Consider the following 14,182-nt stretch of genomic DNA (forward strand, 5'->3'; position numbering starts at 1 on the left):
TCAGTCACCACACGTTCAACCAGCGCGCGATTCTGCTAGGCCGACGCCGCCGCGGCGGCGCAAAAACACGCTACGAGCCAGATAAAGGCATGCGCCAATGCGCGCGGCCATGCCTGTCGTGCAGGTTGAGGCGCGATGCCGCGAATCAGCGGCTCCGGCAGCGGACAAGCGAGCCCTGTGCCGTTGGCCGCTGAGAGTGCGAGGCCGGTGATGGACGAAACGAACTGGCCGTACGCCGAGCCTGAAGCATGACGCCCTTCGACCGCGGTGACGCCGAATCCGGTGATATGCAACGGCTGACTGCCGCGCTGCGCGTCGACGAGCGCAGGCAGCACGGCGTCGCAGGCCCAGCGCGTGAGGGCGTCGAGGCGCGCGGCACGCCGTGCGCGGGGGCCAGGGTTAGCTGATATCGCCGCGCGCGCGTAGTGTTCGAGACGCGATGCAACCAGCGCCGGTAACGTGTCGATTTCCAGCGCGCTTGCGCCGCAGACGCCGAACCAGGGACTCTCCCCAGCCGCCGGGTTCGCTTCTTCCTCCGCATAGACCGCAACGCAGACAGGTATCCGATAGCCTACGGCTCGGGCCGTCTCGGCAATGGCCGAGCGCCAGCGCTTCAGGCTGGCGGCAAGGCCTGATTCGGTCGCTATCCTGTCGGCGGCGATCAGATACGCGAGTGCGTCTGGCCCCTGTCCGTCGCGCCATCGCGTGAGTGCATCCGCCAGATGCGCGAGCCGCGCCGGTTCATCGGTGCGCACCCAGATGGCGGTGTCGGTGATACGCACTGAGTAGGCGCCGAACAGATTGGCGAATGAGCCGTCAGCGTGCCCCGGTCCTGCCTCGCGATTTTCGGTGGCGCGTTCTTTGCGTGCCACTGTTTCGGCCAGCGAAGCGCCGCCGACGGCAATGACGAGCAGCATATTGCGCTTGACGTAAGCCGGCAGCGAAGCCAATGCGGCGTCGATGGCGACAAGCACATGCCGCGTTGACGCCTGGCGCTCGCGGATACGGCGTGTCGCGATCGCCATGGCGACCAGCAGAACGACAATCACACCCGCCGCGCAGGTCCAGTTCCACCCGGACGACCAGGGCGAACACAGCGCAAGCCAGATCAGAGCGAGTGTCGCGACCCAGGCAAATAGTGATCGGTAGGGATACCCAGACAGCCTTGGACCCATCAGTACGTCATCCCTGCGATCGCGGTTTTCAGCCATTGGTCGAGCGCGCAATAAATGATGGCCGCTGCGGCGCAGGCGATAACGATCCAGCCTGCGGTCGGCAGATTTCCGGACCAGCGGCGTCTGGCGGTGTGGCTGACTATCACAGACCCTCTCGTGTCGACAGGGCCGCTGCTGCGGCTCAGGCGTTCCTCGATGGTTCGTATCAATGCGGTGCGCGCGACTTCGCCGTCGAGTGCGAACTTGCCCGTGAATCCCAGCCTGAGTACGGCGCTGAAGATGGCGAGAAGCTGCAAAATAGGTTGCGGTTCAGCGAGACGCCGCTCGATGCGCTTGACGAGTTCGTGGCCCGCATCGTGGCTCTGGAATTCAACCACTTGAAGTGGCTCGCGTTCCCACGCGTCACGATCGCTGCCCTTTAGTGTGCTGAGTGCCGCTTCGTCGAGCAGCGCGCATTGTGCGTAGGCCGCATCTTCGACGACTTCACGCGGATGTCCCGCCGCTGTCAGTTCTGCACGGAGTTCGTCGATCTGCCTCGTGCATTTCTTGCGAAAATCGATAAAGGACGTTGCTGGCGCAGAGTCGCTGCCCAAACTTGTGACCGTTAGCGCCGTGTCGCGCAATGCGACCGGCAGGAGCGTAGTGTAGGTGGATGCGGTAGCGATCATGTCGGCAGCACCGCGTAGAGCTCGAGCGACACGTCCGGAATCGAGGCCGGCACGTAGAACTGGCAAGCGCGTGCGTCGACCATCCGCCTGAAGGCGGGGTGCATGCTGTCGAGCGCGAAATACTCGTTTTCGATACGGATCGGAATCGCAGCGGGCAGGCGCGACATCGCGCGCAACGGGATGCCATGCAATGCGGAGTTGACGATCTGCTCGACTTCATCCGGCGCCCCGGCCTTGCACAGGCGCGGCAACTGCTCGAGCAGCGCGTGGGCCGGCAAGCCGGACTGGACCGACAGGTAGTACTCGGCGCCGTCGACGAGCCGATCGTCGTTGATCTTTCCGATCCAGACCGTTCCTCTTGCACGCTCCAGCACAATGGGTACGACGCGTGACGGGATCACCGCGTCGAGCAGGGTCCGGATTAGCGATTCCAGCTCCGCGAAAACCGGTTCCGGCGCGTCATGGTCGTACGGCGGGATCGCCTGCAGTGTTTCGGTGGTCGAGAATGTGAGCAGCGACCCGGCAAGCCGCGCGAGTACGCCGTACAGCCGCTCGGGGTGCTGGTCCGGCGCCTGGCATAACCTGGCGAGATCCGGCCACGTGCTGTTCACGCTATGAAGCAGCCAGAACAGCGATACGTCGGCGACCGCATAGTCCGCAATCTGATCCGAGCGTTCGCGGCGGCGCACGGCGAGGCTCGCGCTTTTTGCGCTGAGAATTTCCGCCAGCCGGTTCATGCGTGCGATCAACTGACCACTTGCCGATAGAAAGAGACACGGCGGTACAAACGCCGGATCGATCTCGAAGCGGCCCTGCGTATTGCGCACGAGCCGGCCGATCGGACACGTTGCATAGTCAGCGAATTCTTCAAAGTCGAACAGCAGCGCCAATGCGTGACGTTCGACGCTGATTTCTTCTTTGCCTTCCCCGTTGAGATCGGCAACCTGCAGATACTCGCGCACGAAGCGGCGCGGCCGGGCCGGTTTCTGATCCGCCTCGATGCAGTTACCGCCCTGCGTGTCCATCAGCGGCAGGCCGGCCAGCACGACCACGGCCTCCACGTGGGCCCGGACGTCGCTCAGATCGCGCGCGGCAGGCAGCCGGTCGGCGGTTCGGCTATCGACGAACGTGCCGTCAGGCAGCCGCACGTCGAGTTCGGTCAACTGGAGGCGATTGATCGACAGCGTGTGCGTATCGAAAGCAACCCGGCATACTCCCCAGGGCTCGGGGCTAGCCATGCGCGCCACGCGTTCATCGGCAAACCGCTCCCACTGCGCCTGCTGCTGGAAATGCTGGGGCGTCATGAAAATCCCCTGGGCCCACAGCGGTCTTGTTATCTTCATTGTTGTTGGCTGGTGCGCGGAGCGATGCAGGAAATATCATCGGCTCCGCATTGAATGCAAACCGTGCGGCAGCGTTCAAGCCACCGTACGGCAGTGCCACAAGGTTTCCGCCCGATCGGGATGGGTCAGTTCTTTGCCTTCGGCATCTGCGAGACGAGGGACAGATTGATATCCATGCCTTCGATCTGGAAATGCGGCACGATGAACAGTTTCACGCGGAAGAAGCCGGGGTTGTCCTCGATGTCCTCGACGATCACCTTCGCCTCGCGCAGCGGATGCGAGGCCTGCAGGTCGTCGCCCGGATCGGTCATTTCGGTCACCAGCGTTTTCACCCAGGTGTTTAACTCAAGCTCGAGCAGGCGGCGGTCTTTGGTTGTACCGATGTTTTCGCGCTGGATCAGCTTGAGGTAATGCGCGATGCGCGAGAGCAGGAAGATGTAGGGCAGACGCGCATTGACGCGGCTGTTCGCGGTCGCTTCCTTCGTGTCGTACAGTGCCGGCTTCTGCGCCGAATGCGCGGAGAAGAAGCAGGCGAAGTCGTGATTCTTGTAGTACGACAGTGGGATGAAGCCGAGGTTGGCGAATTCGAATTCGCGCGTTTCCGGAATCAGCACTTCGCTTGGAATCTTCGCCTGGTTGCCCGTGCCCAGATCGTACAGGTGGATCGGCAGATCTTCCACCAGTCCGCCGGCCTGCGGGCCGCGGATCTGCACGCACCAGCCGTTCTTGATGAAGCTCCTCACCATGTTCGCGCCGAACGCGAACGACGCGTTAGCCCAGAGATAACGGCTATGGTCCGGACCCTTGACTGCTTCCGTGTAATTGAACGCGCGCACCGGAACCGTCTCCGGGCCATACGGCAGACGCGCGAGGAAGCGCGGCAGCGTGAGACCGATGTAGCGGGCGTCGTCCGAGTCGCGGAAGGTCTTCCACTTCAGGTATTCGGCACGGTCGAAATAGTTGCCGATGTCGCGGATACTCGCGACTTCTTCCATCGACTCCTTGCCGAAGAACTGCGGCGACACCGAGCCGATGAACGGCATGTGCGCGGCGGCCGAGACCTTGGCGATATTGCGTAGCAGGGCAATGTCTTGCGGACCGCGGTCGAACGCATAGTTCGAGATGATCGAGCCGATCGGCTGACCACCCGGCGTGTCGTATTCCTGAATATATGTGTGCAGATACAGACCGCTCTGGATGATTTCGGGCGTGTCCTCGAAGTCCTGGCGCAACGCGTCCTTCGATACGTCGAGCACCTCGATTCGCACATTCTGGCGGAAATCGGTACGGTCGACCAGAAACTTCAGCCCGCGCCATGCCGATTCGATCCGCTGGAAGACCTCGTCATGCATGATCGCGTCGAGCTGACGGCTGATCTGCCGGTCCAGGTGCTCGATATGAAAGTCGAGCAGACTTCTGTCCAGACGGTCGACCTGCTGCGACGAATCCTTGATCATCTTCAGGAAGATGCTCATGGCCTGGGCAACGCGCTCATCCAGTGACGACTCCGCCAGTCCGTCGGCGCTCTGGAACGACTCGACGGGACGCGCGGTGGTGACCGGCGTCAGGTTGATCTTTTCGCAAAGCGACTCGTAGACGCTCCTGGCCTCGAGGACGACGGTGTCCGATGCGGCCGGCTCACGGCTGTGCGTTTCGTTTTTTGCCATGGTGCAAGACTCCTCGGGACGGTTGTTATTGGGCGGATTGGGTGTGGGCCGGAGCAGGTGCACCGATTCTCTGCAAATCGGCGCGCAGGCGCTCGGACAAGGCCGGGTCCTTGAGGATCTTTTCGAGTTCGCGGCGGAATGTGGCGTTATCGAGCAGGTTGGATTTCAGATCGCGCAGCAGGTTGCGCGCGGCCATCAGCGCGCGCAGTTCGGGCACTTTGCTCGCCACTACGTCTGGCTTGAAATCGTCCATGGATTTGAAGTCGAGGTCGACTGGCAATTCGGAGCCGTCACCTGCAAGCGTATTCTCGACCGCAATTCTGGCCTTCGGGTTGTAGTCAGCCAATACCGAATTGAAATTGTTCTTGTTGACGTCGACCTTGCTGCGCTCGGCCAGTGCGCGCGTGTCATGACCATTGCTGTAATCGCCCATCACCAGCAGTTTGAGCGGAAGTTCGACTTTCTTTTTCGCCCTTCCGATATGCAGGTCGAGCTTCAGGTTGATGCGGGCCTTTGGCACTTCATTCTGAAAGCTGTTACTCATTTTTCAAATCCTTCTAATTTTGAGGTAACCATCAGTACAACAAAGATAATGCGTAATTGATAGCACGGGATTTAGGGGCGTGTATGTAGGGGAAATCTGGTTTTTGTAAAAAGTCGAAAAAAGCGTTTCAAGTGGTTCACAGGAGTGCAAATTATGTTTACCGTCCTGACCCAAAACGCAAAGCATCGAATCGACATGGGCAATGTCTATGCGACACGTGTCGATGGTGATAAAACTGGAGATGGGATGATGGCAGATCAGAACAGGCGAGTCGGAAAATACGAAAATAGCCGTAAGGCGATGACAGGGAGGCAGTCATACTTCCTCGACGTGCCGGGCACGGCGAACGCGAAGGATTTGTCGGTCGTGTCGTTTGAGGCGACCGAGCGCATGGGCGAGCCGTACCGGATCACGATCGTCCTCACGCATCCGGACAGTCTTTCGAGGTCGGACTATCTCGGCAAGGACGCCGTGTTTTCGATTGCCCCCGATGAAGCTGTGCTCCGCAAGTTCTGCGGCTGCATCACGCGCTTTTCGAAAACGAAGAAGACAAAGGATTTCAGCCGCTATGAGATCGTCGTCGAGGCCCATCTCGCGCGTCTGAACATGACGCGTGCGAGCCGCATCTACCAGCACCAGACCGCTCCGCAGATTATCGAAGCGATCCTGCGCCGGCATGGCTTCGAGGGGCACCAGTTCACCTTCAGGTTGCGCCGGCAGTATCCGCAGCATGCGTTCCGGATGCAGTATCAGACTGCAGACCTCGCCTATGTGCGGATGTTGATGCAGAAAGAAGGCATCTACAGCTACGTGACCGAGGGCAAGCATGGCGACGTGGTGGTGTTCGCCGACGACATCGACCATTACATCTATCAGCCGGAACTGACGGTGCCCTACCGGGAGACGGCGGGGCTCGAGGCGGGCGTCGAGGCGGTGTTCGCCCTGCAGACCCATGCGCGGGCGGTGCCGCAGTCGTTCGCCGTAGCGGACTACAACCCGGACCGGGCGTGGGAACGATTCCGGGCCGAGGCGAACGTTGCCGGAAAAGACACGACCACCTACGGCCAGCCTTACGTCTACGGTACACATCATCTGGACCAGGACGGCGCGCAGTGGGAGGCGCAACTGCGCCACGAGGCGGCGATCGCCTGGCAGATCGTCCATGAGGGTGAAAGCAACGTGCTGGCGTTGCAGCCGGCGCGCATCCTGCGCATGGATGAGGATTCGCTGGACGTCCCGCAGGAAGTCCCGCACCTTCAAGGAAATGCCCCTGGGGCAGAGGACGCGCCGAATGGCCAGGTGATCATCGAGGTGACGCATCGGGGGGCGCGTGACGAAGCCTATCGCAATGCATACAAGGCGATTCCATCGGACCGGCGCTTTCGCCTGAAGCTCGAAGAAGATCAATGGCCGAAGATTCCCGGCTCACTGAGCGCGCGGGTGACTTCGCCCGGGCATTACAAATACGCGTATCTGACCCAGCAGGGCTACTACACGGTGCGCTTCGACCTGGACTTCGATGAGTGGAATCCGGGCGGCGAGAGTGTGCCGCTGCGGCTCGCGAAACCTTTTGCGGGCGCGCTGCAGACGGGGTTCCACTTTCCCGCGCTGCACGGCACCGAGGCAGTGATCGAATTCCGGGACGGTGATCCGGACAAGCCGTATATCGCGGCGTTCCACCACCACAGCCAGGCGGTGGATCTGGTTACGAGTCAGGATCGTTGGCTCTCGCGCAACGTGATGCACACGCAGGGCGACAACAAGCTCCAGTTCGAGGACTGGGAAAATGAGGAACACGTCAAGCTTTCCACCAAGCATTCAGGCAAGAGCCAGCTGACGCTGGGGCACATTGTCGACGGCAGGAGAAAGAAGCGCGGTGAGGGTTTCGAGCTGCGCACCTCCGCGTACGGTGCGATCCGGGGCGGCAAGGGGCTGTTCATTTCCGCGGACGACCAGCCGAATGCGATCGGCCAGCAGCTGGATATGGAGCCGGCGAAAGGGCTTCTTTCCGACGCAATGGCGCAGATGCAACGTTTGAACGAATGCGCCGCCGCAGCGCGGGTCCAGCTAGCAGACGTCGAGCGACAGCGCGACTTGATGGAACAACGCCTTCTCAAATTGCAGCAGGCGGTCATTCTTTTGAGCGCGCCGGCAGGCATCGCGCTTGCCACTGGCGAAAGTATTCAGCTTGCAGCAAACGGCAATGTGATAGCCACGGCCCGTTCGAACCTGGACCTCGGCGCCGGCAATCATGTCACGATCGCCGCAGGCCAAGGCGCCTCGATCTTCGCGCAGGACCAGGGCATCAAGCTTGTCGCTGCGAAAGCGGACTTTTCCGCTGCAGCGCACTCCGGCCAGATGCTACTCGCCTCCTCGAAAGACATGGTTCTGTCGAGCGTCGACGGCAAGCTCAATGCCGTTTCGGCAGGTGCGTTGACGCTGTCCAGCCAGGGTGCCTATATCAAGCTCGACGGCGGCAACATCGAACTGGGGTGCCCAGGCAGTATCACGCTCAAGACTGGCAACTTCAATTGGCAGGGGCCCGCAAGCATGGCCCCGCCATTGCCTGCGCTGCCTGCGGGCGTCTGCCGGCAGTGTCTGCTCACTGCGCATACCGGCGTCGAAGCCATGACTGAAAAGGCTTGATGATGAGCACGACCGTACAGCCGCCAACTGCGCCGGACGCGGATTCAAGGTGGGTCGAATTTCAGTCTCGTGTCGAAGCCGCTCGTCGCAAACATGAACTCAACGATCTGCAGACTTGCCTGTATGCGCTCGTCGATACTCGCAGCCTGCCGGATTTGCGGGTGGCGCTGCAACGCCTCGACGCGATAGCGTTTGAAGCCCTTTGGGACAGGACGGACCTGGCGGCGTTCGCGGACGTGGCACCCCTGTTGATCAAGGTCGATCTCGGGGCCGCCGACACAGATGTTCCCCAGCAACTACTCAAACGCCTCTGGCAATTTTCGGACCGCGAGTTCATGTTGACCTGGATTTGGTCGCCGCATGGACTGGACAACCTCGCGGAACATTTCCGCTCGTACTGCGAGTACACGCTTGCGAACCGGCGTACGTTCTACCTGCATTTCTACGACAACCGGATACTCGAGCGCCTACGCCTGACCTGGACGGCGGAGGAGTGGACGCGCTTTGCGTCCGTAGCGTTCGAGATCTGGTATCGCAACCGTTCGGGCGAGGATGGTTCGTGGTGCGCCGACGTTCTGTCACAGCCAGTGCGCAACGCCGAATTCGCATTGACTGACGAGCAGCATCTGATGCTGTTTTCTCTGGGCTACGCCGATAAGGTCGTGATCCAGATCACGGAACTCTGTGGCTGTCTGCTCGAACACCTGTCGCCGGACGACCTGTACCGGACCGTTCGTACGCAGGTGGAAAGAGCAACGCATTACGGCGTCCGCGATGAAGGGGACATGCTTCAGTACGTGGCAAAGGGGCTTTTTGTCTCGCCGAGGTTCGATGAACATCCGTTGATCAGGAAGGGGCTGGAGTCCGCGAGGTACGGAGAGGTTCCGTTTGCGGAGGTGCTTTCGCAGGTCGACGAGACACTTGACGATGGCTATGCGGGGCGCCGGGCGACGTGATTATGAAACATGGATTGCTTTGCGTGGTGTTGCTGACGCTGATCGCTGGGTGCGATGCGTTTTCGTCCGAGCCGACGTATGGCGGGCTGAGCGTCGAGGGCTTCAACTACACGCCGTACAACCTGGACCGGTTTGTGATCACCGACAAATACGGTAACAGGGCCGGTGGTGGGGGCGATCTGATGCCTGGGTCCGGTGAAGGTCGCCTGAGTTGCTGCTACAAGCTGAAGGGAACTGACTTTACGGTCAAATGGGATGTCTACGACCAGGACAAGGCGATGATAAATCCCTACGCTCCTATCGACATGATTCATAAGGTTACCGAAGTTCATCTACCTCCGACGAAGGTTCCAGGCGGAGCCGGCGAACGCATCCTTGGCCTGCACTTCTACCCGGACGACCACATTGAGTTCGAGTTCCGGCGTGACCTGAGTGGTACGCGAATTGAGTACGACGAGATCTGGGGATGGTTGGACCGGACCTATGGCAAACAGATCAATCCGAAAGGGCTTGATGACGCGGTGGTGTTCAGACAGACCGCCCGTATTGCAGCGGGTGGATGGATGAAGTACCGCCTCACCGATAAACGGGATCTGCGCTGGTACGTGTACTACGCGATGGTGGTCAATTCCAGGTTCGATGAACATCCAGCTGTTCAGAAGATATTGGCTGAAACAAAGGACAACCCTGGCGCGTTCGGCGCGGCGATGGAAAAACTGCCAGCCGCAATAGTCACGGAATTAAAGAGCGACAAATTCGAACATGTCCCGACCGGAGTGGCCCATGGATGAATATGCGGCAGCGGGTTTGCCACATCAGATGGCTGCCGCCGGGCGTGAAGTAACGGCGAAGGACAGACGGCCCCAGTCGACGTGCTACAGAACATGAGAACGAGAATGAAGACAGACAAACACGCTTTGTGCCTGATATTGCTTTCGTTGACGCTCATCGGAGGGTGCGATGCGTTTTCGTCCGAGCCGACGTATGGCGGGTTAAGTATTGAGGGCTTCAACTACACGCCGTACAACTTGGACCGGTTTGTGATCACCGATAAATATGGCAACAGGGCCGGTGGTGGGGGGGATCTGATGCCCGGATCAGGTGAGGGAAGCCTGAGCTGTTGCTACAAGCTGAAGGGAACTGATTTCACGGTCGATTGGTATGTCTACGACGCTGACCTTGCGATCAAGGCTATCCACGCGCAACAACCCATTCAGGATATTCATAAAATCACCCAGGTTCATCTTCCTCCTACCAAAGTCGCTGGCGGAGCCGGCGAACGCATCCTCGGCCTGCACTTCTACCCGGACGATCACATCGAGTTCGAGTTCCGTCGTGACCTGAGTGGTACGCGCATTTTTTACGCCGAGATTGATGACTGGGTGGTCAAGAAGCAGGGTAAGACGTTCGATCCGCATTCAGGGGACGACGCTGCTGCATTTCGCCGAACGGCCCGAATAGCGTCAGAGGGCTGGATTCGCTATCGCCTGACGAATACGCAGGATCTGGAACAGTACGTCTACTACACGCTATTGGTGAATCCGAACTTCGACAAACATCCCGCCATTCAGAAAATATTGGCTGAAACAAAGGATAAACCTGGCGCGTTCGGAGCTGCGATGGAGACGCTGCCAGCGGCAATAGTAATGGAATTAAAGAACGACAAATTCGAACACGCACCGACAGGAGCGACCCATGGCTGATTTTTCGGAAGGGGGGCGCCACGTCAGATGGCCGCCGCCGGGCGTGAAGTGGCGGCGAAGGACCGACGGCCCCAGTCGACGTGCTACAGAACATGAGAACGAGAATGAAGACAGACAAACACGCTTTGTGCCTGATATTACTTTCGTTGACGCTCATCGGAGGGTGCGATGCGTTTTCGTCCGAGCCGACGTATGGCGGGCTGAGCGTCGAGGGCTTCAACTACACGCCGTACAACCTGGACCGGTTTGTGATCACCGACAAGTACGGTAACAGGGCCGGTGGTGGTGGTGATTTGATGCCTGGGTCGGGTGAAGGTCGCCTGAGTTGCTGCTACAAGCTGAAGGGAACTGATTTCACGGTCGATTGGTATGTCTACGACGCTGACCTTGCGATCAAGGCTATCCACGCGCAACAACCCATTCAGGATATTCATAAAATCACCCGGGTTCATCTTCCTCCTACCAAAGTCGCCGGTGGAGCCGGTGAACGCATCCTCGGCCTGCACTTCTACCCGGACGATCACATCGAGTTCGAGTTCCGGCGTGACCTGAGTGGTACGCGAATTGAGTACGACGAGATCTGGGGATGGTTGGACCGGACCTATGGCAAACAGATCAATCCGAAAGGGCTTGATGACGCGGTGGTGTTCAGACAGACCGCCCGTATTGCAGCGGGTGGATGGATGAAGTACCGCCTCACCGATAAACGGGATCTGCGCTGGTACGTGTACTACGCGATGGTGGTCAATTCCAGGTTCGATGAACATCCAGCTGTTCAGAAGATATTGGCTGAAACAAAGGACAAACCCGGCGCGTTCGGCGCGGCGATGGAAAAACTGCCGGCCGCAATAGTCACGGAATTAAAGAGCGACAAATTCGAACACGTCCCGACCGGAGCTAAACATGGGTGATCCCACGCAACTCGATCCGTCCGACAGGACACCTTTGAAGGTGCTCGACGGAATACTCGCAGCGCACAAGCCGTACAAGAAGGACGACTGTATTCCATGCGGTGCAGTCATCAAGATGGGTTTCTTCTTCGACGGGTTTGGCCGCAATCGTGACCATGACGACCCGTCGACGTCGCGCTATTCGAATATTTGCCGGCTGTGGGAAGCACACCGCGACATGCGCGACACACGGCGTCAAAAGATGCTCAACCAGTTCTGGTATCCCTTCTACTATTCCGGTCTGGGCACGGAACTGAACAAAGACGCGGCCAACAACGAGATTATCTCCGCAGCTGTAAAGACGGCAACCGCAGTAGGCAAATCAGCAGCGAACTCGGCGAAATCCACTGCGCAGAAAGTCGTCGGGGTCGACAAGGTGCTGGACCTCAAAAATGCACCCGGAAAAGCCGCGAAGAGCGCAGCGCTGGAGGCATTGGACGAAATGTCGTTGCGGCCGGTAGCCAAGGCATACGCCGAACTGGTTGCTGAAGCGAAGAAGGCCCCGGCCAAGGTTGGCCGCGTGCTGACGATGGCGTGGGACGACCGCTGGGTGACGCGTGGGAAGGCGGCGGTTCGGGCCACACTGTTTGACCTGAAGAAGAACCCGCTCAAGGCCGGCTGGTCAGTGGCGAAGGGTGTATTTGTCGGCGTCGCGATGGATTCGATTCCACAGGTACGCGACAACGCGGCGGTTTCGAGCTTGTTTGGTACCGGCGTTGAGGACCGGCTTCACGCGGCGCTCAAGCAGTTCGAGGCGGCGTATCGCGATGCGAAGGCAAAGATGTCCACGGTGCAGCGCATCGAGGTCTCCGTGTTCGGCGCCGATCGCGGTGCCGTGCTGGCGCGTGTGTTCGTCAACGAACTGGTGCGCCGGTACAAGCGGCGCCGGGATGACGATCTCGCAATTGAAGGCGACGCGATCGAGATCCGGTTTCTTGGCCTGCTCGACGCGGTGTCGTCGATTATGGCCGAGAACAAGCTGCTCGACTTCTTGCCGCTGGTGAACATGATCAAGCAGAACTATGGCGACCGGCCTCTGGGTGTGCCACAGGCCGTCCAGAAGTGCGTTCATTTCGCCGCCGCGCACGAACTGCGCTTCTATCAGCGGCTCGACAGCCTCGAGAAGACACGTGGCGACCAGTACCTGTATCCGGGCACCAGCGAAGACATCACGGGCGGCGCGCCGGAGGGGTCGATGGGATTTCGCGCGGAACTCCAGCGCGTTGCGCTGCGTGACATGCTGAACGAGGCACTGATGGCCGGCGCAGCGGTGGACATGATGGAAGATCTCAGCAAGTACAAACCTCGAACCTACGATAAATTCACCCTCGCCTCCCCCATCTCCGACGGCAAGGCATCCTACAAACTCCCCGACCTGATCGCCGCCTACCGCGCACTGGTGCCGCGCGACAAAGGCCTCAACTTCCAGGCCCACATGCAGGTGTTCCTGCGCTGGCTCGCAGTACGCTATCAGGATCCCGCATTCCGCGCCTCGATCACCGCCCCTGCCGAGCAGAAGCTGGCCGATTGGCGGGCGTTGCTGGCCGAGAAAGCCGATACCCAACAGAAACTGCGTATCGAGCACGAACGGCTGGAAAGCCTGCCGGAAAGCGAACGCAGCAAGCCCGCGAACCGCGCCAGCTTCGAGAGCCTGCTTGCTCGCTACAAGCAACTCGAGGCGCGCCGGCAGCAAGATCTGATTCCGACCGACGAGGCCCTGGCGAGACCGGTGGTGCACGTCTGGGAGCGCATTGACCGCGAATCGGCCGATCTGGTCAAGCGCATGTCCAGGCAGCCCGAACTGGAAGCGAGGCTCAAACGTGTCCAGTCCCGCGATACGAGCATGGATCTTCCTTACGACCCGGACATTACGGGCGCGGCCGAAGGCATCGTCAGGCAGGAGATGCTCACCCCCGAGCAGGTCGCGCTTGTCGGGGCATGGCAGGAGGGCGCCAGTGGCAAGAAGCCCCTTCCTCCGCAGGTCATGGCGCTCTTCGACCTGCTGGTGCACGACACGATGCTGACCAGCTGGCACGACCACGTTCTGTCATCCACGCTGTACTTCCAGACGCGGGCGACGGATACGTTCGGAAAGAGCGACTTGGAAAAGGAAGCGAAACAGCGTGTTGAAGATGAGCGCAATGCGCAGCGCGTGGACGAGCTATTGAGAGAGGCCAATAAGGCCAATACGCGAGCGGCTGCAGGTTCCTGAATGAAAACGGGCAACAGGCGGCGAGGGTTGCCAGAGTGAATCAAGGAGAAACGGAATGACAGGTGTGGTGAGAGAAGGCGATAGGCTGAGCCGCGGGGGAGAAGTCCTGCGTGGCGGTTCGCGTATGTTCGTGGGCCGCGCACTGGCCCGGCGCACGGACCCTGTGCGCTGCGATGTACACGGTCCGAACCGTATTGCGGAGGGCAATCCGAATGTTCGTGACGGTGAGCTTGAAGTGGCCGAGGACGGTCATCTGTGTGAGTGCGGCTGCGCACTGATCTCGTCGTTGCCCAACAGCGGATCGCGGTAGGTTACCCG

General features: G+C 60.0%; 12 protein-coding genes. 7 read left to right on the top strand and 5 right to left on the bottom strand.

The genetic code is table 11. The features are described 5' to 3' along the window. Positions 1–35: 35 nt before the first annotated feature. From AYM40_RS43480 to tssB, 5 genes are all read right to left on the bottom strand, one after another. Entirely contained in the window at positions 36–1,175 is a 1,140-nt protein-coding gene (locus AYM40_RS43480) for a hypothetical protein (RefSeq protein WP_335341226.1), read from the bottom strand. After that, positions 1,175–1,843, bottom strand: coding sequence for a DotU/TssL family secretion system protein (locus AYM40_RS20655; protein WP_063498169.1), 669 nt, complete (start codon positions 1,841–1,843; stop codon positions 1,175–1,177). The genes AYM40_RS43480 and AYM40_RS20655 overlap by 1 nt, the downstream gene beginning before the upstream one ends. After that, positions 1,840–3,186 carry a type VI secretion system baseplate subunit TssK gene (gene tssK, locus AYM40_RS20660; RefSeq protein WP_082855192.1) on the bottom strand — a complete coding sequence of 449 codons (1,347 nt, stop codon included), beginning with the start codon at positions 3,184–3,186 and terminating at the stop codon, positions 1,840–1,842. The genes AYM40_RS20655 and tssK overlap by 4 nt, the downstream gene beginning before the upstream one ends. Before the next feature lie 125 nt (positions 3,187–3,311). Continuing rightward, complete coding sequence (tssC, locus tag AYM40_RS20665; protein WP_063498171.1) at positions 3,312–4,853, bottom strand: type VI secretion system contractile sheath large subunit; 1,542 nt, start codon at positions 4,851–4,853, stop codon at positions 3,312–3,314. A gap of 25 nt (positions 4,854–4,878) precedes the next feature. After that, positions 4,879–5,397, bottom strand: a complete 519-nt coding sequence (gene tssB, locus AYM40_RS20670) for a type VI secretion system contractile sheath small subunit (RefSeq protein WP_063498172.1) — start codon at positions 5,395–5,397, stop codon at positions 4,879–4,881. A 249-nt stretch (positions 5,398–5,646) separates the two neighbouring features. Here tssB and AYM40_RS20675 point away from each other — a divergent pair, with 249 nt between their 5' ends. The 7 genes from AYM40_RS20675 to AYM40_RS20705 all read left to right on the top strand — a co-directional run bounded on the left by AYM40_RS20675 (position 5,647) and on the right by AYM40_RS20705 (position 14,174). Beyond that, positions 5,647–8,043: a type VI secretion system Vgr family protein gene (locus AYM40_RS20675; protein ID WP_063500583.1), complete on the top strand. Its 2,397-nt coding sequence runs from the start codon at positions 5,647–5,649 to the stop codon at positions 8,041–8,043. After that, entirely contained in the window at positions 8,043–8,999 is a 957-nt protein-coding gene (locus AYM40_RS20680) for a DUF4123 domain-containing protein (RefSeq protein WP_063498173.1), read from the top strand. The genes AYM40_RS20675 and AYM40_RS20680 overlap by 1 nt, the downstream gene beginning before the upstream one ends. 2 nt (positions 9,000–9,001) lie before the next feature. After that, positions 9,002–9,790 (top strand): DUF3304 domain-containing protein, encoded by a 789-nt coding sequence (locus tag AYM40_RS20685; protein ID WP_063498174.1) that lies wholly within the window; start codon positions 9,002–9,004, stop codon positions 9,788–9,790. Between the two features lie 105 nt (positions 9,791–9,895). Next, the gene (locus AYM40_RS20690; RefSeq protein ID WP_063498175.1) at positions 9,896–10,702 is read left to right on the top strand and encodes a DUF3304 domain-containing protein; all 807 of its coding nucleotides are present in this window, start codon (positions 9,896–9,898) and stop codon (positions 10,700–10,702) included. A gap of 104 nt (positions 10,703–10,806) precedes the next feature. Beyond that, a complete protein-coding gene (locus AYM40_RS20695; RefSeq protein ID WP_063498176.1) occupies positions 10,807–11,613 on the top strand; it encodes a DUF3304 domain-containing protein in 807 nt (268 codons plus the stop codon). After that, positions 11,606–13,864: a DUF2235 domain-containing protein gene (locus AYM40_RS20700; RefSeq protein WP_063498177.1), complete on the top strand. Its 2,259-nt coding sequence runs from the start codon at positions 11,606–11,608 to the stop codon at positions 13,862–13,864. Before AYM40_RS20695 ends, AYM40_RS20700 begins: the two co-directional genes overlap by 8 nt. A gap of 55 nt (positions 13,865–13,919) precedes the next feature. Continuing rightward, positions 13,920–14,174 carry a PAAR domain-containing protein gene (locus tag AYM40_RS20705; RefSeq protein WP_063498178.1) on the top strand — a complete coding sequence of 85 codons (255 nt, stop codon included), beginning with the start codon at positions 13,920–13,922 and terminating at the stop codon, positions 14,172–14,174. Positions 14,175–14,182 lie beyond the last annotated feature (8 nt).

It is taken from the genome of Paraburkholderia phytofirmans OLGA172 (assembly GCF_001634365.1).
Classification (GTDB): domain Bacteria; phylum Pseudomonadota; class Gammaproteobacteria; order Burkholderiales; family Burkholderiaceae; genus Paraburkholderia.